The organism is Oligoflexus sp. (assembly GCF_035712445.1).
Lineage (GTDB): Bacteria > Bdellovibrionota_B > Oligoflexia > Oligoflexales > Oligoflexaceae > Oligoflexus.
Genome location: NZ_DASTAT010000133.1, coordinates 1 through 20,781 on the forward strand (window position 1 = coordinate 1; position 20,781 = coordinate 20,781).

Below are 20,781 nucleotides of genomic sequence, written 5' to 3' on the forward strand. Positions count from 1 at the left end.
GGGACCAGGATGAAGCTGGCAATAAAAAACAAAGCCGCGAACAGCTGAAACGCGAGCTGGAACTCTTAAAGAGCGAAAACGCCCGACTTCAATCGAACGTCAGTCAGCTGACCGAACAGCTGGCCATGGCCATGAGATCCCAGGCTCACGTCACCAAAGCCTTGGAATCCAACAATATCATTCCTCCGCAGCTAAGGCCCGTTTTGGTGCGTGAGCTGAGCCTTCAGGAGCGCATCATCACCCTGAAATCGGGGCGCACGAGCTACACGCTGCCAATCTTTTTCCTTCGTTTCATGCCGCGGATCGGTGATCCCTGCTTTCTGAACATCAAGGACGACCAGATCGTCGACGCCTATTTCTATGAAAACCGGGGTCTCGATTTTCATCAGGAAATGGCCGAGGTCCTGCATGTGGAAGAGCAGAGCTGCAAAATTCGTACAGCGCAGCGCAAAACCCTGATCTGGACGGTGAAACATCCCCAGGAGGCTCAGGTCTTTTCCCAGCTGAAACGCGGCTCCAAGGTCATACTCTCCAGCTTTGAAGGCGTTCCTGTCAAACTCAGCCTCGTTTTGAATCAGGACACCGGATACTGGACCCACATCGTGCAGGAAAAGCAAACCGTATTCCAACTGGAACTGGATCGTAAATCCGAAGCCGCGGCCCTGCCGAGCTTTGATGGAAAGGATTAAGGAATGGAAGGTCTCTCCTTTAAGAAGTACATGCAGACGACGCATAAGCGCTTCGATCCCGCCGCGCTTCTCCTCAGCCTTATGGGGATCGCCGCCGTGCTCTATTCCATGGCGAAGCATAATAAAAACTCATCCTACTTCGATTTTCATAGCTTCATGATCGTCCTGGGCGGAACTCTGGCGAGTCTCACCTTCCAGTTTGATCTGCGCAGTATGCTGTCAAGCCTTGTGCTGGTGGGTAAATCCTTCCTCGGAACCCCGGAAAAACCCATCATGGGCATCGTCAAGGAATTGGATGATGCGATCCTCAGCCAGGCGCAGCTCGCTGATCTGCGCGAGGGCCTGGCCATGGATGGCGAGCTGCTCAACGACATCGTCTACATGCACCACCAGGGACTTCTCTTCGAGGAGATCGACGAGTTCGTGACCTCGCGCGTCGCCGATCAGTATCTGGCGCGAAAAATCGCCGTGGAAGTCCTGCGCAAAGGCGTTCTGATCGCACCGGCCTTCGGCCTCTTTGGAACGGTCATGGGTCTGATCGGTGTTCTGAAAACCCTGAGCGATCCCAGCAATATCGGGGGATCCATGTCCCTGGCCCTCATGACCACGGCCTATGGCGCGGGCTTGAGTTCGCTCGTCTTCACGCCCCTCGCCGGACGCCTTGAACATCACAATATGATTTATCTCGATGTCCACCAGCAGATTCTCAGCAAGATCGGCATTCTGCTCAAACGCGAGGAGAGGACGCTTGAAGCTTCAGGAGTTGGCTAATAGCGGCAGCGAGGAGAGTTCCTCCACAGCCTTTTATATCGGCCTGAGCGACCTCATGGTGCTTTTGCTGGTGTTTTTCCTTATGCTTATTTCCATGAGCAAGATTGATAAGGGTTCGTTTGAGAAAATCCGTGCCGGCTTCACCGGCTCGACCAAGGGCACGCTGGTGGAACTCTCGGCCCAGCTCCAGGAAATCGTCGAAGGCCAGCCCGGAATTCCCGGCGTGAAGGTTCATCTGGCGGAAGACGGCGTGCGCCTCGACCTGGATACCGGGGCGCTCTTCGATTCCGGCAGCGCGCGGCTTAAGCCCAATGCCATCGATCCTTTGATGCCCATACTGAAGATCATCAAGGATACCGGCTATACGATCGATGTCGAAGGCCATACCGATGATGCTCCGATGCACCGCATCTTCAAGATTGATGGCGTTCCGAATCTCGAAAACAACTGGTCGCTGAGCGGACGTCGCGCCAGCAGTGTGATCAATGTGCTTTTGGAAGACGGTTTTCAGGGCAGTCGCCTGCGCATCGTGGGCTATGCCGACACGCGGCCGATCCAGGCTGTGGCCGGTAAACAGGAAAGTGAGCTGGAGGCCGCGCGGGCCCTGAATCGCCGCGTTTCTCTCCTGATCAAATAGTTAAAAAAGGGCGAGGGCATTACCTTGGCAGTCTTGAACAGAATGGCGAAAAAGGATGTGGAAAGCGGCCTCGGCTACCGCCTGAATAAGGATTATAATTTCCTTCTGACCCGCGTCCCGCTGCCCGAGGGTTCCGACGTTTACGTCCTCGACAATAAGAGCAAAAATGAGCGCATCATCATCCCGCGGGAACTTTTTGATCGCTTTCGTGCCGCCTTCGTTTTTTTCCAGCAGGAATTCGAAAACTCCCAGGCGCCCCAGGATGTGGAGAAATCCATCTACTTCCGTGACAAGGAAGTCTTCAAATTACGTCCGACCATCGGCGACCTGAAGAAGATCACCATCCAGGACTTCACCAGGATGCAGGGTTCCTCGGGCTTTATCACGGTGCCGATCGAAGGTTTCGTTCACCTGGCCCGCATCTTCTATCAACCGAGCCTCAAGCATACGAGCGAAGTCTTCGAACGCCTCGTCCGCTATCACAAACTCTTCCAGTTCTCGTTCACCTCGGGCAGCGAGAGCATCACGAGCCAATTGGCTCTGCGGCGGGACGTCCTCTCGCAGATCGACGAATACGTGCCCATGATGCGTTCCAAGGCCGGGGAAAAGCGCCCGGACCTCGTCGTGGACAAGGATGCGGCCCTGGATCTGGCGCATGCCAGTGGCGCGGGTTTGGATAAGAAGAATCAGGCCGGCAAATTCAAGCCGAAACTCGGCGAGAAAGATGGCGAGAAATCCTATACCGTGGATTACGCGACTCTCTTTCAAAGCGGAGCCAGCACCGAGCCTGAACGCCTTCTGCGCACCGCGGATGATCAGACCAAGCGCGGGGCCAAAGCCACCGCCAAAACCTTTCCTTTGCCTTTGAATGCCTCCGATATCAAAAACCTCAGCAAGCTGCCCTTTGTCTGTGAACTCACGACCGAGGACGCCACCTTCCTGCGGGAATCGTTTCTGCAGGATCGCAGCGCGGAACTCTTCCTCGGCTTTGAAATGGTGGACGCCATCTTCAAAACCGAAGGAAAAATGAAGACCTTTCGCTTTCCCCTTTACTATATGAAAGTCACGATCGAGGAATCGGGCCGCCTGATCCACATACACCCGACCCGCCGTCCTGAAATTTACATGAACCACCTGGCGCTCACCTCGCTGGTGGAAAGCTTCACACCGGAAAATCCCAACGGCCTTGATCCTTTGGAGCAGTTCTATCAAACGCTGACCACGCAGAAGATCGAAATGCGCGGCCGCATGCTGGAAATCACCATCCATCGGCAGCTGCCGGTACTGGAAGACGTCTTTCAAAGAACCCGCGACATCCTCCTCGGACTGCCCGGTGAAAACGGCAAGGGCGGGATCCTTGGCGGTCTTAAGCTGATAGGCATCGAATGCGACCTCGATTCCGTCGCGCTCTATAAATCATCCCTCGGCGCTTCGCCTCTCCTTCAGGCTTTGGAAGTGGATATTGATCGCATCCAGGGCGTGGCGGATGAATATCCCGATCGTTTCTATCGCTCCCTGCTCGGCCGCTTTCTGACGCCTGAACTGAAGCATATGGCCCAGGAGAGCAAGCCCTTCTATCAGTCCATCTACTGCCCTGGGGCTCTGCCGCAGTCCACGCGTGAACTCTTCCACAAGCTGAATCACAATGATATCGTGCTGCTCGAAGGCCCTCCAGGCACGGGGAAGACCTTTGCCATCATGAATCTTCTGATTCACTGTTTGAATACAGGGCAGCGCCTTCTGGTCGTCAGTGATCAAAAAGCGGCGATTCATGCGCTCGATGAGAAACTCCAGGAATTCCTTTTGGGACATGATCGGGAATCCGCTCTGGCCCGCAGTCAGATGAATCTTTTCCGCCAGGCCATCAAGGTCGTGGACCGTGTTCCAGAAGGGTCTTTGGCTCTGAATCAATGGATGATGGCCCTGACCGAATGCCTCGCTCTGGATAACAGCAGCGATCTGCATATTGACAAGGACGAGTCCGTAATCCAGTCCCAGATCGCCGAAGTCGATGCCGCTCTGCATCAGGCGCTCAAGGAAATCCACCAGCGCATGCAGGAGCAGATGGCCCCGGAAACCCATCGACGCCTCGTGGCCCCGAAGCATGCGCATCCCACGACCCAGGAAGACATTCATGACTTCATGGCCTTTCTCGATTTTGCGGGAGCCGGCCGTCACGAGAAAAAATCCCCGACGCAAAAATATACGCAGAACACACAGATCATCCGCGATTTTATCGTGGACAGGGCGAAGCTTGCGGATGAACGCTATCTGCGCTGCTACGAATTCTTCGCCTTCGATGGCGGAAACCTTGATCAGGATGCCAAACGCAATCAGGACGCGCTGAATCTGGTCGAAGCCTGCCTTCAGCAAAAGCCGCGGGATGAAGCCAGCCTTGAGCGCATCCTGGCCCTGCACGAGGATTCGTCGATCGCTCGCTTGATCTGGGATGAATGGCGCGAAGCCTTTCCCCATGGGGAATGGGCCGGCACAGCCATGCTGCGCAAACTTTGGGCGCGGCTCAAGCATCCATGCCTCGCTCTATGGCATGAGCTGCAGGCTTTTCTGAATCATCAAAAGGCTCTACTGGAAGCTCTTTCCAAAGCCACTGAAAGCGCCCGCGTCTGCCGCCAGGTGCAGGGCATGCACGAGACTCTTCATCCGCAAAAAGCCGGGGCTCCGTCCCTGGCTTTGGAAACCGGCATATTCTCGCAGCTTATTCTGGAAGATCAGCTGACCTCGGTACAGACCTTGCTTCAGACCATGCGGGAACTCCAGGACAGCCGGGACCGCCTCGTCAAGGAACTCTTCCTTTTGCGCATGAGCCGCGTTGTGGAGGCAGGACGGGCCAAGGATGAAAAGAATCCGACCAGCGCCTGGACCAGTATTGAAACCCTGCTCCAGGGTCTGCGCGAATGCAATTCCATCGAGCATGGGGTCGGCGTGATCCTGCTTCAGGATCTGCAGAGGGCACTGATCCAGGCCTTTCCGATCTGGGTCTGCAGAAAACAGGCGGTTTCCTTTCTATTTCCTGCGAAAGAGCAGCTCTTTGACCTTGTGATCATCGACGAAGCCGGCCAGTGCCGGGTCGACGACGCCATTCCCCTGCTCTATCGCGCGCGCAAAATCATGGTCGTCGGTGATGATCGGCAGACCGTGCTGGATAAGAATTCCCCGGTGGATGATTTCCTCTTTCAGGCCTTCAACCTTGAAGACCATCTGCGCCAGACCCAGGCCCGCGGCATGAAAGGCGGCGGTTCGCATATCTTCGGCCTTGTGAAATCCATCAAGCAGGCGGAAGTCATGCTCGATGAACACTTCCGCTGCCCTCCGCAGATCATCGACTATTCCAATAAGTACGTCTATGACTCGCAGCTGAAGATCATGCAATGGGCGCGGAAGGATATGCCACCGGCTGTCATCGTGGATTATAGCGAGAAAAAGGCTACCACGCATAGTAAGCCAACCAGCGGCAAATTCAAGGATATCGAAACCGATCTGATCGATCGCTTCTTCGATTACATCACGGCCACGATCAAAAAAATCGAAAAGGAACTGGGCCGGCCTATCAATGTTGAAACCGAAGTGGCCATCTGCTACTTCCTTTTGAAGAATGAACCCTATATCAAGGATAAAAAGACCCAGTTCCTGGCCAAACTCAATCGCGGCAAGGACGTTCTGGATGGTGCCGGTGCGGCCCTGCAGGGCAAGGAACGCAATTTCATCTTCTATCTGTGGGATATCAATCGGGGCAACATGCGGGCCTTCCGTCAAGGCGATGAACCCGATAAGCGTCGCGGCGAACTCAACGTTCTGATGAGTCGTCCGAAGATGCGGGCCTATCACTACCTGCATTCCAGCTTCGATAATCTGAAGCAGGATTCCGCGACCATCGTCGACTATCTATGGAATGTCTATCAGAACCAGGAAACGCGCCAGTCGGCGACGGAATATGCAGCAAGAACCCGCCGTCCCAGCGCCGAGTATCTGCCCTGGAAGCGTTCCAGCGGGGAACTGATGCGGGCCATGCTGATTCAGGTGCTGCGGAAGAAGTACCGCGACAAGTACCAGGATCTCCTTGCTGAGGCCCAGGTGAGTGTGGTCGTGGGCAACCCGAAACGCAAGGTCGACCTTATGCTGCTCGGTAAAAAACCCTGGCATCCGTCCCTGGCGATTGTCGATCTCTCGACGTTCGAAAGCGACCGCAATCCAACCCTTGCCATAGCCGACTATTTCTTCCAGCTGAAGCGCGCGACTCCGCCTCTCGAACCGATGTTCGTCTTTCTGCATGAATTGGCTGATGAGCGCTCGGAAAGCTTTACGCAGCTCCTGCGGAAGATGGATGAGCTTTTAGGTCGGGATTGAAAAAGCTCTCCATTGGGAGAGCCCTGCTTCAGGATTTTTTACGCAGCGCGATGAATTTCTCAAGGTTGGCGTCATTCTCAAAATACGCCACCGATCCATCCGGGCCTGCGCCGATCACAGCGGTCGCTTTATCCACTTTCTTCCCACTCACAGGATCGACGGCATAGCGCACGGTCTCATCCTTGCCCAGGGTCGCTTTGCAATTCTCGCAGCAGCCATAATACGTTTTGCTGCCGACCTGCACGGGGATCTGATCCCTTGGGAAAACCATGTCCGTGACCATGCAGACCTTCTTGTTATCGACCTTCTGCCAAGGCTGGGCCTGGCTCTGCTGAGACGATCCCGCGGCCAAGGCCATGGTCGGCATCGAAAGGGGTGCGGACAGGGCGGCGGCGGTCAAAACAAGGTCCAAAACCTTACGCATCATGATACTCCTCGAAAAAAGCCAATCTCGATCTGGCAGGTGATGACGGACTGTATGCCGTCTACGCAAAAGTCCCCTGCTTTGTGACAGAAGGCCCAGATATTAATTTATCTATCCAATATTATTAGAAGATTCTAAGCCACGAGGCAAGGACAACCTGGCCCGGGCCTAAGGTTCGCGGCGGGCCTTCACAACCCATGCGGCCCACGCAATGGCGGCTCCGCCCAGGACATCCCAGACGTAATGCTGCCTGGTCGTCAAGGTCGAAAGACAGATGGCAAGGGCCCACATCCAACCGAAGGCCCGCCAGCCGCGGGACGAGGGACGCATGGATGCGGCAGCGATCAGCGTCATCGACACATGAAGGGATGGAAAGCAGTTGGTAGGCTGATCCAAAAAGTGGAGAAAAAGAAAAGTCTCACCCCACAAAGGATCCGCAGGCAAAAGCGGCCTTGGGTAAACCGTGGGGAAAAACAGGAAGATGACAAAGCTCAGCCCAATCCCGACGATCATGCGATAGAAGGCTGTGCTGAAATCCTCGGCCTTCTTCAGCGAGAGCAGAACGAGCAGGATAAAGAGATAGTCCGAGAGGTAAATCAAAAGCGTCCATGGCAGCAGCGGAATCGCCCGATCCAGGTCTGTCAAAGGCAGATAGACAGGACGGGTCCATGGACAATGGCCAAGTCCGCTATAGATCAAGGCGAAGACCGCTGCGCTCCATACGAGCACGCGCTTTTTCGCTTTGTCTTCAATCAAAGGCAGAATCAGTCTTCGCACGCGCACTCCGAACTTGCCATCCAGACCCTTATCGGCTGCTGGCTCCGTCTCCGCAAGTCGCGCGATTCTTCCTGGGCGGTAGGTTTTTCCTTTTCGCAATTCTGAGGATGGCCCGCAAATTGCTGACCGATCAGCGGAATGAAATAAGGGAAAAAACATCATGCGAATATATCACATGAACTGCATTTCGAGCTGTCCCCTGGGCGGCCGTCTCATGGATGGGCTTTCGCCGGGTATTCTGCAAAGAGGCCATTTGACCTGTCATTGCCTTCTGATTGAAACGAAAGACAGCCTGGTCCTGGTCGACACAGGTTATGGGCTGAAGGATGTGCATGATCCACACAGTCGCCTGAGTGCGTTCTTTTTAAAGCAGCTCAGACCGGATCTGCGCGAAGAGATGACGGCCAGGCGTCAGATCGAAAAGCTTGGCTTTCAGGCGGATGACGTTCAGCACATAATTCTGTCCCATCTCGATTTTGATCATGCCGGGGGCCTGGATGATTTTCCTCGGGCCAAAGTGCATATGATGCAAAGCGAAATACATGGGGCCAAGGCTCAAAAAACCTGGCTGGATCGCCAGCGCTTTCGACCTCAGCAGTGGTCCACGGCAGCCAACTGGCTTTCCTATCATGCGGAATCCGGGGAAAGCTGGTTTGGTTTCGCGAAAGTTCACGACCTGGAAGGGGTGCCCCCGGAAATCCTGATGCTGCCCCTGATCGGTCATACATTGGGCCATGCAGGCGTCGCCATACAACGCCCCGAAGGATGGCTGCTCTATGCGGGCGACGCTTATTTTTATGAAGGCGAAATGAATGTCGAAAAACCCCATTGCACGCCTGGTCTTTCTCTCTATCAGACCATGATGGAAAAAGATCGTCGCAGTCGGCTTTGGAATCAGAATCGCCTGCGCGAGCTGCTGAAATTCCATAGTCATGAAGTCGATGTTTTCTGCGCGCATGATGTTTCCGAATTCATCCGACTTGCCGAACGCTCTCCGGATGTGCCGGCCCTGCGTTTGCCCATGGATTCAGACCTTTATGAAAGCGGCCTTCATCGGGACCAGCCCATGCATTAAAAACCGGGTGGCGCGTCAGGCGCCGGCTTTCCAGGAAGGAAGGACGCGCCCCATGGGCAAAGGAAAGGTCATGAGAAACTCAAAAGGTCGATGCCCCGTGGCATCGGCCATCACCCCAAGACGAATCGAGATTTCACCACCCAGAGCGTGAACTTCTGAAAGCACGGCGTCCATACCCACGCCACGCCCGGATATTTCCGAAGCCTTATCCTTGGTCGAAATTCCGGCTTCGAAGATAATAGCCGCTGCGTCTTCATCAGACTCAGGACTCCGGCCCCTTCGCGCCTCATAAATGCGCGCCAGGCGTTTCACATCAAGTCCGCGACCGTCGTCGAACACAGTCATGCAGAGCGCGCCTGCATCAATCTCGGATCGAATGACGATCCGCCCCTGGGAACGCTTGCCACTTTGCTTTCGTTCCTCGGGAGATTCCATGCCATGATCAATCGCGTTACGAATTAAATGCAGAAAGATGCCCAGGAGTTTCAAAGCCACGGCTTCGTCCGCAGCGAACGCCACTCCATCTTCGATGACAAGTTCCGGGTCCTGCTTATCCAAAAGCCTCGCGAGAGATTTCTTTTCTGCCTCCAAGGGTGCAAGGATGTGTTTGAGCAGTTTTTTGCCTTCGCTCAGACTCATCGCCCGTTCGATGATACGCACAAGACGCCTTCGTTCCCATTCACTGCCGCACTCTTCATCGGACAGGATCTGGCGGATGACAAGTTCCAATCGTTTCCCGGCCGCCGCTGACTCCACCTTCGCCGCATCCGTGCCAAGCGAAGGTTCATAGAGGGTCGCGGTCATGGCCTCGTAGCGTCGGGCCGCCGTCTCACCCAAGGCGAAGGCCTCCGCTTCGCCTATCGCGCCTTCACTCAGTGCGGACCTCGGCCCCTGCGTCCTCTGGCTTCAATTCCACGATGTGCCAGACCTGGGGATCGGCCTGCATGAGGCTCCGGGTGAATTCACCTTGCTGATAGCGTTTCACGCCGCGGATATAAACGGCCAGCGTTTCAAGGCCATTCGGGAAATAGAGCACATCGCCTGCATTCAAAGAGGCAGGCAGCTGCATTTTGAAGAGTATGGTTTTCTGAAAACCAGCAGGAACCTTATCGTGTTCATAAGGTTCAAATGAAAATGCGCCCGCATCGCAAGCTTCCCAGCAGAACGAGTGTTCCGCCTTCGCATCGCGCGAAAGATCGACCCACTCCATGGATGCCTCGGCCTGCGCAGGACGAAGAGGAGCGATCCAAATCAGGATCAAAGCTGCTAATACACGCCATGAACTATTCATTGCACTCAACCCACGCTCTTTTATCAATTCCAATATTGGACCACACCTCCCAGGCCGACGCGACATAAAAACACCCCTGGTCCGGGCATTCAAAAATTAGGTGTTGAAAGCGAAGCGAAACGAAGGCTAGAATCGCTCACCACTCCAATAAAAACAGGCATGAGACAGGGATGAGTATGAGCCCTTCATCAGTTAATGTGAACGGTCATGTGAAGACTTTGCTGGAACGAGCAGAGGCTGCAGGCATCAGCATCGAACCCAGCCCTTCGCGTTTCAGCGACAAGCTCCTTTCGTATATGGATGTCACACCTGAGCATACCGCCCCTGCACGACAGATCATAGGAGCCTTGGAACGGACTCTGAACAGAAGTCATGACGATGCGCGGCTCGTTCTTTCCCTTTGTCTGTCCCTGCAGGAGTTCACAGGCCTTGTCATGCCTGACCTTCTGAAGAAGATCGAAAAGGCCATCAAATTCCTCGACAAGCCTGCGCCCGCGACCGTGGTCCGCACGATTAAGAACTCCACGGCGGCCGCCTTGCATCCAAAAGTCATCGAGCTGCATGATCTGGATGCGATCACGGCGCTCAGCAAAGCGCCGCAGGATAGCATTCAACCCGTTGCGGGCCAGAGCGAAGTCCTGCGCGTCGGCTCCGAGGAAATCAACCTCGCCACCAGCGGCAAGCGTGAAATCGAGGCCGCCGTTCGGAAAGTCAAAGCGGAAGCCCGGAAATCCTCGGCGAGCGAGCGGAAAAAAGTCGCGCCACCCCAGGATGAAGAGCTGGACGAGGCAGGTCCAGACCTAACTCCGTCCGCATTGGAAACAAAGGCTTCCCTGGATGATGGCGACGAGGATTTGAATATTCCCGAGGAACTCCACAGCGAACTCGATGAGGCCGCGCTGGTCCTGTCCAAACTCCTGCGCACGATGCCGCGCAAAGGCAAGCTTTCGAATCTTGCTTTGGTGATTGAAGAAGCAAGGAAGCTGCTGGAATTCACCCGGCGTGATCTTGTCTTCACAAGGCAGCAGGATGCGCTGGATCCTGTGTATACCGATCTGAATTGAATCGGCTGGGATCGGCAGCCAAGGCTACGAATCACTCCCTTGGATACTTCCTTATTGACAGAAGGTCAGGGCCCGGAAGAATAGGTATAGGGTCTGGATGATGCGAGGGAATGAATGCACCTGGTTCGTATGACAGCGGGAATGCTGATCAGCTTCTTGTGGCTTATGCTGGCACCCAAGGCGCTCGGCGTTTCGACCGCTCCCGTGGTCACGCTGGATCTTGCCGGAACGACCAATATCGGCGATCGCTTTCTTCTCTTAACGGATAACCGCAGTCTCGATATCCACTCGATTTCTGAGAAGGATCATGCAGGCGCGTTCCAGATTCCCAGTCCCGCGGATCTGAATGGGGGATATTCTGAGTCCATCTACTGGATCAAGCTCAGTCTTCATAATCCCACGCCCGAGCAGGAATGGTTCCTCGTCGCGGAAACGCCTTATATGCAGTTCGACGTCTGGCGGGTCCACCCGGATGCGGCGCCGACTCTGCTCGTCGCTGGATCCGATGCCAAAAACTTTGTGCCTCTGACACTGGCAAGTGGTTCGCAGGCTGTCTTTTACCTTCGCATGCATACGCCCTATATCGCCGATCTTAAATTCCACCTCATGAACCGGGAGCATCTGAATCGGCGCAATTATAAGCAGACTGTCTTCGCCTCTTTGATCGCTGGATGTTTTCTGGCCATGATCATCTACAACTTTTTTCTCTTCATGACGCTGCGGGATAAGAACTATTTATACTACCTCCTTTTTGGATTGGTGAATTCCCATCTGAATCTTCTGGCCGTGAATTTTCCGACTGGTATAGATTACGCCTTCGGCTGGAACTGGTGGGCGATCATGCCCTATTACGTGCCGATGGCGCCGCTGGTCACCTTTCTGTTCGCACGTTCCTTTCTGCAAAGCCGCTATGAGATCCCGCGTCTCGACAAAGTGCTCCTCGCCTACATGGGCGGACTTCTTCTTTGGATGATGGCCGGATTCATTGTGCCGGCCTCCACGCATTTGAATCTTTTGAACGTCTACATGCTCCTGGGCGTCTTCCTCCTTATCCTGGCTGGTTGCCGCAGCCTCATGAAGGGATACCAGCCGGCGCGTTTTTTCCTGGCCGGGATCGGCACCTTTCTGATCGGTATTCTGATGCTTCTTTTGCGCTCGGTCGGTGTTCTGCCCAGCAACTTCTTTACGAACAATATCCATCTCCTGGCCCAGGCGGCCGAGATGATGCTGATGTCCATGGCCCTGGCTCACCGCATTAAGCTGCTGGAAGATGCGAAGACGCGCGCCGAAGTCACAGCCGAAGTGAAAAGCGGCCTTCTGCGCATCATTTCGCATGATATCGTCACGCCCTTGACCGTAGTCAAAGCCACAGCCTGGCAATTGAAAAAAGAGGTGACGGATCCCTCGCGCGTGGAACGCGTCGTACGGGCCGCGTCGATCATTGAAGAAATCGTCGGTTTCATCCGTAAAAAAGAGATGATGGAGAATGGGGAGGCTCTTGCGCTGGGGGCGGTGCTTCTGCGAAACACGTTTGATGAGCTGGCCTTCCTTTTCCATGATCGCGCTCAGGAAAAGAACATAGACCTTCATTTCGAACTGGAGCATTCCGAACTCGCCGTGCTGGCGGAACCGGTCAGCCTCAGCAATGAAGTCCTCGGGAATCTGATTGCCAATGCCATTAAATTTTCTTTTCCTGGATCCCCTGTGCGCATTCGAGCCGACCGGGCGAAAAACGGCCACGTGACGATCATCATTCAGGATCAGGGCATGGGCATGGATAAGGCGACAGTCGCGAGGCTTTTTGATTCATCCATCAAACAAAGCCGTGTGGGCACTCAGGGTGAAAAAGGCATTGGCTTCGGGATGCCTTTGGCCAAAGCCTACGTCGACGCCTATGGCGGCCGCATCGAAGCCCAGAGTCAGAACGCGTCCGAGGCTTCGCAGAATCAAGGCACCACGATCTGCATCACACTCAAAGCTGCGACGGTTCTTCCTTAGATTCCCAGGCCATCACCAGGGAGCGACTTCGATTTCACTGCGGACGCTGTCCTTGCCGGCAATTTCCTGGGCGAGGCGTTCAACCTTCAGTTTTTCCTGCTCGCTGCGAACCGGGCCTTTCAAAACCACCTGCCCATCGACGGTGATGATTTTCACATTCTGCGCATAAAGAGAAAGATCATCATCTTTGACAACAGCCTGTCGGATTTTAAGGGTGATGGTGACATCGGCTTCGTCATTGCTCTGATGTTCCGCCGTGATGCCGACAGGTCGATCCGGGACCAGCTGTCCTGGATTTTCAGCTCGCGCAAAGGAAAACGAGAGAAAAACTGCAGCAAGGAAAAGACCAGACAGCGTCCGATACATGGAGGAACTCCCGCTTGAGGTGGAATCACGGCTGATATCAGCCCTGTTCCATGATGCAGGAGTTATGCCGAAGCTTCGTCCTCGCATGGATCCCTTTCCGTCAGGAAATTTTTCAAATAAGCGACGAAATCGAGGCTTTGTCGAAAGTAGCCGATATCCCGCTCGATCAACTGATCAACGCCTTTGGCTTCCAAAAACTCTTTCGCTCCATGACCTCCTACCGCCACGTGAGGAACGTAGGCGCCCTCTGTCCTCCGCTGAATACCCTCACGTATCAGCCAGGCTTCATGACACTGCTGCCGATCATAAACGGAAAGTCCCAGGACCAAGGGCCGCATATCAACGGCCAGCTGAATGATCTCGTCGCGCGGCAGCGACGGAACAAAGGCCCGCACGGGAATGCCTTCTTCCAAAAGGCTCAGTTCCAAAAGCCTGAGGCCAAGCCAATGATAATTGCCGTCGACGCAGGAGAGGATGACGAGCGGTTTCTGACCTTGGCAGTTTTTCATCGCGGGCGTCATCGCGAAAAGATCACTGATCATGCTTTCCACTTTTTGCGTGAAGGCATGTTCCTTGGCCACAGTCACTTTCCCGGCAAGAAAGAGCCGACCCATCTCATTCAAAATCGGCTGCAGGATGCCTATCGCCATATCCACGGAACTGATGCCCAGACTCTTCGAAGCCGTTATCACGTCGGGAATCGAGATATCAGCTCCGTCCACAGCCTTATCGCGTAGATCCTGATGAAAGGCTGCAATAGGTTGAAGAGCGCGAATGTGCGAGATATCCTTATGCCGACCCTCGGAGCAGCAAGCGTCACAGATCCCATGTGTCAATTCAAGGCTCTCGTAAGGCTGCTTCTCGCCCATGTAATGCTGGCAATATGTGCACCATTTAAGCATAAAGAATCCTCGGAATAGAGCAGGTGATTTCCCTACTGTATCATAATCCGAAGCTCTTCAAAGTGGGGTCCGGGGCGAAAGGTCATCCTGATTCACACGATATTCAATATATTCCACCTCGGCGCGAAACTTCGCGAGCGCGGGCTCACTCGAATCCAAATCCTGATCGCCCACGACGATGCTCGCATGTTCCTCTTCGCCGGCTTCATCGAACAACTCCCAGTCCAGCGCATACTGGATCTGATAATGGCCATCCTGGGCATCAAAGCCCTGGAATGCTCCACTCTGAAAGCTGCGATGACGACCGGAGCCTTCCCAGCCGAATCCCGCGAGCCTTATGCTCGCACCGTTCAGCCGCGCCAGATCCTTTAATAAAAGTCCCGGGCGCATTCCGTTCTCAAAATGGAGTTCCGATCCCACGAAACGCAGCGATCTGGGTGCCTTTCTCTCTTTCCAGTTGCGCCAGGTGATTTGGATTTCCCGGTTGGTGCCGTGAAACATCGCGGTTCCCCACTGACACTGCCCATCACCGCGATAGAAAAGAAAATCCGCAAAGACCGCACCGCACTGGGCTTCAAGCGTCGCGAGGGTGGAATCAGCGCGAATAGGTTCAGGCATTGTGTTCCAGGGAAGAATTTCAGAAAGGCAGTAGGAAGCGAGCGGCTGCTGGACGGTTTCCTCGCCCAGGCCCGGCTCGGTTTCCTCGGGGCAATCCACATAGCCCTGATCCTCGGGGCTGATCACCTCGGGCAGCGAGGGTTCCGCGCTTGCGGGCGCACCCACGGCTTCGGGGGGCTTTTTGGCAAAAAATCGCGAGGCCCAGGACCCCAGGATCAAAGACCCGAGAGTCAAACCCGCTGCGATTCCCAGAACATGCTTTCGCTTCACGTTTCAGCTCCTTTATCCTGGCCCATGCTGCGCTGGATTTCCTTGAATTTCTGCCCCATCGCCTTAAGATGGGGGCGGAATGATATCGCCCCTGCGGCCAGCCGCTTTGATTTGAGTGATGTCAGTATAGCAATTTTGGAGAAGTGATACCTATGGACTCAAGCACGCTGATCACTTTAATGGCGGAAGTTGAACGCGTTTTGAAACATGACCGACTCTTCGGTTCGCTGCATCGCATTGAAACCACAGATAACGATGAGCTGATCCTGAGCTGGGACAACGCCGCCCTGCGCCCGAAGTCCAAAGCCAATCCCGGTCCTTACCTGCGATTTATGGAAGACCTGGCTGATTGTCTGGCTGACTTTGGTTACTGCTTCGCTGCCGATGAAGAGGCCAGCGAAAACCAGCGTAACAATTATCTCCTGATCGTGGCTGAAGACGACGAGGACTTTGAAGATTAAGACGAGCCCGCTCACCCTTCCCCGCTGATCCGTGACCGTGACACCATCACGGCTCAGCCATTTTCCCCCAGCCCTTCTTAAGTTTGGACAAGTTTTTGCTACCCTCACGCAGCAGGTGCCTATGCCTGAAAGGAGTAGCTCGTGAAAGAAGTCTATGGTCCTCATCTTTGGCAGATCCGCGTGGTGCGGGATCTTGTTCTGATTGCCGTTGTGATCGCCTTTTTCAATTTTGTGAGGTGGCTCTGGCCCATCTTCATGCCGATCTTCGTGGCACTTCTTTTGGCCTATCTCTTCAATCCCACCCTGCATAAAGCGAGGTCCCGTTGGAACTGGTCCCGCCCCCTGACGGCCGGCATGATCATAGGCGCCGCCACCCTGATCCTGATTGGATTCTTCGTCTGGCTCTGGCCGATCGCCGCGGAACAGGCGCGCGGGCTTGCGGAAAAGCTGCCGCAATACCTTCAAACCCTGGCCGAGCGCACCAACATCCCCATCGGTGACGTCAATGGTCAGCTGCAAAAACTCGTCTCGGGTCAGCCCGGCGAAGCCAACCCGGATCTTGTGAAAGAGGTTTTATCCCGCAGCGGCCGCGCCTATGAGATCATCAAAAATGTGGTCGGCGCCACCAGCTATGCAATGCTGCTCTTTCTTCTGATCCCCATCTATTTCTTTTTCTTCGCCTGGCACTTTGATGAAATGATCCGATACTTCGATCGCTTTATCCCCGTGAGCCAGCGCAGTCGCGTGGAAAAAATCGTTCGCAAAATGGATCAGGCGACAGCCACGTTTTTCCGCGGCCGTGTTTTGGTCTCGCTGATGGTGGCCGTGCTCTATTCAGTGGGCTGGTGGCTCGCCGATGTTCCCTACTGGTTTATCCTGGGAACCCTGGCTGGAGCCTTGAATGTCATTCCCTTTGCTTCAGGCGTTTTCTGGCCGGTCGCTGTGCTGGCGAAATACTTGGATACTTTGGGCGGTGATGGAGGAGCCAGCCTGGTTGCGATTCTGGTCTGGCCCAGCGTCGTCTTCTTTGTCGTTCAGTTCCTGGAAGGCTGGGTGCTGAGTCCCTGGGTGCAGAGTGATCAGATGGATATGAGCGCGGCGACTGTCCTGATCGTGGTCTTTATCGGTGGCGAGATCGCTGGTTTCTTTGGCCTCTTGCTGGCGATTCCGGTGGCGGCCTGCCTCAAGATACTTTTTGAAGAGGTGGTCGAACCACGCATGCTGCAAAGGGCGGCCACCACCTGATGGACACCGCCCCTTCCTTGCTTACTCTTTCGGGAAGTTTTCTGCGAAGCCTTCAAACACCTCGGCCAGCACATCGCGTGTGCTGGGCGCTTCCGGTGTGGGATAGGTGGCGTCATCATCCTTGCCCTGGATCGCGTTGACGACGGACAGGACATTGCCGATGCTGTTCACGGTATAGTTGCGGCTCGCTTCCAGGGATTTCGAAACCTGACCCGAGAAGGCCACATCTTTTTTGCTCAAATCATAAACGTGCATGGATGCAAGGACGGTGCGCTTATTCGTTTTGGTCACCGACTCAGGAGTCTTGGTGACCTTGCCTTTGTCATCCTTGCTTTCCGAAGCGGCCTGGCGGCTCTCGCCCTTTTCGGTGGTATTGGCTTCGATCTTGGCCAAAGCCACAAAGCGAACGCCGGGCGCCTTGCCAGCGATTTTGCTGAGCGTGTCGGCGTTCAGTCCCGAAGTTTTATACTGGGCGAGGACTTCATTATAGGTCGCATCACCAAGAGCCTGAATCAAAGTCTCCACCGGCTTTACGCTGACGTATTTGCGTTCGTCTTTGATTTCACTCAGCATAAGCGCGCTGTAAAGGTTGGATTCTTCGCGATTGGGAGCGCCTTTGATATTGACGACACCACCGGTCACCAGAGCGTCGCTCTTAAGGGTGGCGGGTTGAAAGCTGTCGCTGACGTAAAGCCCGTCCACTTTGGTGGCGCAAGCTGTGGTCAGAAGCAAAAGCGAGGTGACAAGAGAGAGTTGAAGTCGTGCCATGAATCGGTCCTTATTTTTGACTGGAATCACCCCATCCTCGGGGAAATACCCAGGACGGGCGCCTTGAAAGACGATCCCGTCATCGGAAGATTGCACGGCTTTTCCAATTTCTTTTCCGTCACGTTTGACTTATTTCATGGCTGCGGCCAGGGAAGCGGCGGCATCCTGAGCGGAAAGGGCCGATCCTGCACCTGCGGGCCAGGGGCTGACGCCTTTATGAGCACCGACACCCGAGGCGCTCAGGATGCTCGCGGCGGACGAACCCTGCTGCTCACCGGGCAGAGCGCCGTGGCACCCCTGACAGTTGGCCGCGTAAAGCTTCTGGCCATCAGCCAGCGAAGCCGTTCCACCCGTGGTGGCCGGCGCGGTGCCGGGCACAGGACACTCTTTTTTGCCCTTTTTGCCTTTTTGGGCCTTATCGGCTTTAAGAGCCGCACTTTCCTCGTCTGCGTAGTCGTCCTCTCCGCTGTCGCCCTCGGATTCAACGCCCTCGTCCTTGTCACAATCCTCCAGGGACGTGGACCCATCCTTGCTATCAGCATCGGACCCCGACGCGTTCGCATCCGATTCACCTTGGATCGGAGCCAAGGCGGCCGCTGTTCCACCCGAGTTCTTGCTTTTGCTGCAAGCGGCCAGGCCGGTCAGCAGCATCATGGGAATCATCAAAAGAAGGCTCAGAAAAGAACGGATCGCATTACGTGGGGCCATGGTCTTACTTCCTTTCAATCAATGTGCAAAAAACGTATCGGAACCGCTCATGAAATTTCTTAGCGCGCCTGAATAGCACTATTATTTCATGTACTTATCCATCCTAATTCTATGCACAATTTTGAAGGAAACCGGCCTTCAGCGAGGCCGTTTGAAGACGAGGAGCCGGACCTTGTGAAGGAGGAGCCCCACCGGCCCGAGCATCAGAGTGAAGAAAAGTTCCAAAGCCAGGACCAGCCGCGACCCTCCATGCTGCACGTAATGGCCAGCAATCGTGCCCCCGACGTAAAGGTCGAAGGCCAGATAATGAAGCCAGGCCGCAAGGAGGTACCAGTCGTTCTGAAAAATCGCCCGTATCCCTTCCAGGGTCCCAAAGCCTTCCGGGCTCATCCCCGCGCCCTGCAGCATGCTGATGATATACAAAGCCGCGATCACGCAACTCACCGCCCCGCTGCGAACGAGAACGGTGGTCAGACGGTGCCGCGGGATAAGTCCCAGCATCAACCAGAACGGAAGAACGGCAGTATTGGCGATTTGAAAAACGGCAGCTGGTTCCACTCCATCACTCCTCTGTGCATGTTTCTTTCAGACAAAACTATGGAAGAAAACATAACAGAAATCCGTGACGGAGTCGGCAGACTTCAATCAGCGACCATGATATCGACGCAACTATAAAAAGCCATCGGCGTATCCCCTATGTTCCAGCGGGCCAGGAGCGTATGCCGGCCACTGGGTAAATTATGAAGGGTATGCGCGACCTCGCGGCCTGGCATCGCCTGCGCACCATCCACAAAGGCCAGGCGGGTGCCGTTCAAAAAATACTCCCAGCTTTGCGTGCGATGGGGAGCCGTGAGTTTCCAAACAAAGGTCGCACTCGATCCCACCTGCGTTACGGGCCACGGCCCCGTTCCATCAAGAACGCTATACATACTCCCACCGCTGCAGCTCAAAGCGCCTTTCGGAGCCTCCACGCTTTGCGGCTCATACTGCAGGGGACCACAGTCGAAAGCGGTGGTTCCGCGTGCGCAATGCTCCTGTCGACTCGCGGGTGAAGTAATCCACCCATGGGCCGCGGCCTTGGCTGCTGCCAGCATAAAAGCCCCTCCCAGCATGATCTTGAGAGACACATTCAATCGTCCTGATCGCATGGTAACCTCCTGGTTAATGTTTCTCTTTGAACTTTCCTGGGCCAAGGCCCAAGTAAAAAACGAATTGCCTCTTCTTGTCCAATCAAAAGAGTTAAACAGAAGCGCGCGTCCACTGTTGTCTCGCACCGACAATTCAGTTAAGAAACTGATAGAAATTTGCAGCACAACATCAAACCGATGAGCCACACCATGCTGATGCCAATGCGTAAGCCTCTTCTTGTCCTGTTTTCATGGGGAATAGTCAGCGCCTGCCAACCTGCGACCGAGGGGCCACCAGCCTATGAACTGGCGCAGGGTTGTTATGCCATTCAAAAGCCGCTGACTCATCAACGTCTGGGTCCTGCGACTGGCAACGGCTATCGGCTGTTAGCCGAAGGCGAAGAAAATGAGGCGGCCGCTTTTTTCCTGAAACCGACAGGCCTCGGTCGTTTCCTTCTGTCGGATGCCTCTGGAAATCTACTGGGAGCGGACCGCACGCTGCTGCGTCTTCAAAAGCCCGAACCCAAGGCGGAATGGTCCATTCGGAAGCTTGACATCGTTCATGAAGGGGAACACATCGAAGGTGCCTATACGATGATCAGCGTAGCGAGCGACTCGCGTCTGATCGTGCGGGATGGAGCCTTCACCCTCCAGGGAAAACTGGGTGATACCATGAAACCAGCCGAGGTCGCGCTGGAGTTCGTTCCTATGGATGCTTCATCCTGTCTGCCTTTCCCGGAAGCTTCGCTGAATGCTGAAGTCAGTCGAGATTTTCAGCAAGCGGCGCCTTCATCGGAAGGTGTTTATGGCTTCGTTGACTATCACACGCATCTCGCCTTTCCTAAAGCTCTGGGCGCCGCGGCGATGTCGGGCCAGGTCTTTCATCCCTTCGGCATTGCCGAAGCTTTGAACGAATGCTCGACGCTGCATGGAAAAAATGGGGAATGGGATCTTTTGGAAGGTCAGACCTCGACCAAAAATGGAGGCGGTCACGCGGTTCAGGGCTATCCGGATTTCACCTACTGGCCGAACCGTTCCACCAACACGCATATCCAGGCCTATTACCGCTGGATCGAACGCGCCTACCTTTCGGGTTTAAGGCTCATGGTCACCAACGCCACCGGCAATCCCACCTTCTGTCAGCTGCTTCAGGTCATTCATCCCAAGGAAGCGGAAGGCGATTGCAAAAGCGATGCGGAAGTCGGTCAGCAGGTGCGTTATATCC

Annotated in this window: 20 protein-coding genes and 1 pseudogene; 10 read left to right on the forward strand and 11 right to left on the reverse strand. The window is 54.9% G+C overall.

The genetic code is table 11. The annotated features are described in order from the left end of the window. The 4 genes from VFO10_RS27965 to VFO10_RS27980 all read left to right on the forward strand — a co-directional run. On the forward strand, positions 1 to 689 hold a 689-nt coding region (locus VFO10_RS27965), incomplete at its 5' end, for a hypothetical protein (protein ID WP_325145317.1). A gap of 3 nt (positions 690 to 692) precedes the next feature. Further along, positions 693 to 1,460 (forward strand): MotA/TolQ/ExbB proton channel family protein, encoded by a 768-nt coding sequence (locus VFO10_RS27970; RefSeq protein ID WP_325145318.1) that lies wholly within the window; start codon positions 693 to 695, stop codon positions 1,458 to 1,460. After that, positions 1,438 to 2,097, forward strand: a complete 660-nt coding sequence (locus VFO10_RS27975; protein ID WP_325145319.1) for an OmpA/MotB family protein — start codon at positions 1,438 to 1,440, stop codon at positions 2,095 to 2,097. Before VFO10_RS27970 ends, VFO10_RS27975 begins: the two co-directional genes overlap by 23 nt. A gap of 24 nt (positions 2,098 to 2,121) precedes the next feature. Beyond that, positions 2,122 to 6,462, forward strand: a complete 4,341-nt coding sequence (locus tag VFO10_RS27980) for an AAA domain-containing protein (protein ID WP_325145320.1) — start codon at positions 2,122 to 2,124, stop codon at positions 6,460 to 6,462. 28 nt (positions 6,463 to 6,490) lie between these two features. On the opposite strand, the gene VFO10_RS27985 is transcribed toward VFO10_RS27980, so the two are convergent. Beyond that, positions 6,491 to 6,889, reverse strand: coding sequence for a TRASH domain-containing protein (locus tag VFO10_RS27985; RefSeq protein ID WP_325145321.1), 399 nt, complete (start codon positions 6,887 to 6,889; stop codon positions 6,491 to 6,493). Between the two features lie 165 nt (positions 6,890 to 7,054). Next, a complete protein-coding gene (locus tag VFO10_RS27990; protein WP_325145322.1) occupies positions 7,055 to 7,663 on the reverse strand; it encodes a phosphatase PAP2 family protein in 609 nt (202 codons plus the stop codon). A gap of 160 nt (positions 7,664 to 7,823) precedes the next feature. Between VFO10_RS27990 and VFO10_RS27995 the strand changes: the two genes are divergently transcribed. Next, positions 7,824 to 8,738 (forward strand): MBL fold metallo-hydrolase, encoded by a 915-nt coding sequence (locus VFO10_RS27995; protein ID WP_325145323.1) that lies wholly within the window; start codon positions 7,824 to 7,826, stop codon positions 8,736 to 8,738. 15 nt (positions 8,739 to 8,753) lie between these two features. Here VFO10_RS27995 and VFO10_RS28000 read toward each other — a convergent pair whose 3' ends face one another. Beyond that, complete coding sequence (locus VFO10_RS28000; protein WP_325145324.1) at positions 8,754 to 9,575, reverse strand: ATP-binding protein; 822 nt, start codon at positions 9,573 to 9,575, stop codon at positions 8,754 to 8,756. 31 nt (positions 9,576 to 9,606) lie between these two features. After that, positions 9,607 to 10,029, reverse strand: a complete 423-nt coding sequence (locus tag VFO10_RS28005) for a hypothetical protein (RefSeq protein WP_325145325.1) — start codon at positions 10,027 to 10,029, stop codon at positions 9,607 to 9,609. 176 nt (positions 10,030 to 10,205) lie between these two features. On the opposite strand from VFO10_RS28005, the gene VFO10_RS28010 reads away from it, so the two are divergent. Next, positions 10,206 to 11,093, forward strand: coding sequence for a hypothetical protein (locus VFO10_RS28010; RefSeq protein ID WP_325145326.1), 888 nt, complete (start codon positions 10,206 to 10,208; stop codon positions 11,091 to 11,093). A 114-nt stretch (positions 11,094 to 11,207) separates the two neighbouring features. Further along, the gene (locus tag VFO10_RS28015) at positions 11,208 to 13,091 is read left to right on the forward strand and encodes a sensor histidine kinase (protein ID WP_325145327.1); all 1,884 of its coding nucleotides are present in this window, start codon (positions 11,208 to 11,210) and stop codon (positions 13,089 to 13,091) included. 12 nt (positions 13,092 to 13,103) lie between these two features. Here VFO10_RS28015 and VFO10_RS28020 read toward each other — a convergent pair whose 3' ends face one another. From VFO10_RS28020 to VFO10_RS28030, 3 genes are all read right to left on the reverse strand, one after another. After that, the gene (locus tag VFO10_RS28020) at positions 13,104 to 13,457 is read right to left on the reverse strand and encodes a BON domain-containing protein (RefSeq protein WP_325145328.1); all 354 of its coding nucleotides are present in this window, start codon (positions 13,455 to 13,457) and stop codon (positions 13,104 to 13,106) included. Between the two features lie 62 nt (positions 13,458 to 13,519). Further along, positions 13,520 to 14,359 (reverse strand): hypothetical protein, encoded by an 840-nt coding sequence (locus VFO10_RS28025; protein ID WP_325145329.1) that lies wholly within the window; start codon positions 14,357 to 14,359, stop codon positions 13,520 to 13,522. Between the two features lie 57 nt (positions 14,360 to 14,416). Beyond that, entirely contained in the window at positions 14,417 to 15,247 is an 831-nt protein-coding gene (locus tag VFO10_RS28030) for a hypothetical protein (RefSeq protein WP_325145330.1), read from the reverse strand. 152 nt (positions 15,248 to 15,399) lie between these two features. On the opposite strand from VFO10_RS28030, the gene VFO10_RS28035 reads away from it, so the two are divergent. After that, entirely contained in the window at positions 15,400 to 15,708 is a 309-nt protein-coding gene (locus tag VFO10_RS28035; protein WP_325145331.1) for a hypothetical protein, read from the forward strand. 141 nt (positions 15,709 to 15,849) lie between these two features. After that, positions 15,850 to 16,953, forward strand: a complete 1,104-nt coding sequence (locus VFO10_RS28040; RefSeq protein WP_325145332.1) for an AI-2E family transporter — start codon at positions 15,850 to 15,852, stop codon at positions 16,951 to 16,953. 21 nt (positions 16,954 to 16,974) lie between these two features. Here VFO10_RS28040 and VFO10_RS28045 read toward each other — a convergent pair whose 3' ends face one another. The 4 genes from VFO10_RS28045 to VFO10_RS28060 all read right to left on the reverse strand — a co-directional run bounded on the left by VFO10_RS28045 (position 16,975) and on the right by VFO10_RS28060 (position 19,577). After that, on the reverse strand, positions 16,975 to 17,721 hold the full coding sequence (locus VFO10_RS28045; RefSeq protein ID WP_325145333.1) for a hypothetical protein: 747 nt from the start codon (positions 17,719 to 17,721) through the stop codon (positions 16,975 to 16,977). Between the two features lie 129 nt (positions 17,722 to 17,850). Continuing rightward, positions 17,851 to 18,429: a hypothetical protein gene (locus VFO10_RS28050; RefSeq protein ID WP_325145334.1), complete on the reverse strand. Its 579-nt coding sequence runs from the start codon at positions 18,427 to 18,429 to the stop codon at positions 17,851 to 17,853. Positions 18,430 to 18,567: 138 nt separating this feature from the next. Next, positions 18,568 to 18,987: an ABA4-like family protein gene (locus tag VFO10_RS28055; RefSeq protein WP_325145335.1), complete on the reverse strand. Its 420-nt coding sequence runs from the start codon at positions 18,985 to 18,987 to the stop codon at positions 18,568 to 18,570. An 83-nt stretch (positions 18,988 to 19,070) separates the two neighbouring features. Then, positions 19,071 to 19,577 carry a lytic polysaccharide monooxygenase auxiliary activity family 9 protein gene (locus VFO10_RS28060; protein ID WP_325145336.1) on the reverse strand — a complete coding sequence of 169 codons (507 nt, stop codon included), beginning with the start codon at positions 19,575 to 19,577 and terminating at the stop codon, positions 19,071 to 19,073. Positions 19,578 to 19,766: 189 nt separating this feature from the next. On the opposite strand from VFO10_RS28060, the pseudogene VFO10_RS28065 reads away from it, so the two are divergent. After that, a pseudogene (locus VFO10_RS28065) lies at positions 19,767 to 20,781 on the forward strand (hypothetical protein); the annotation flags it as partial.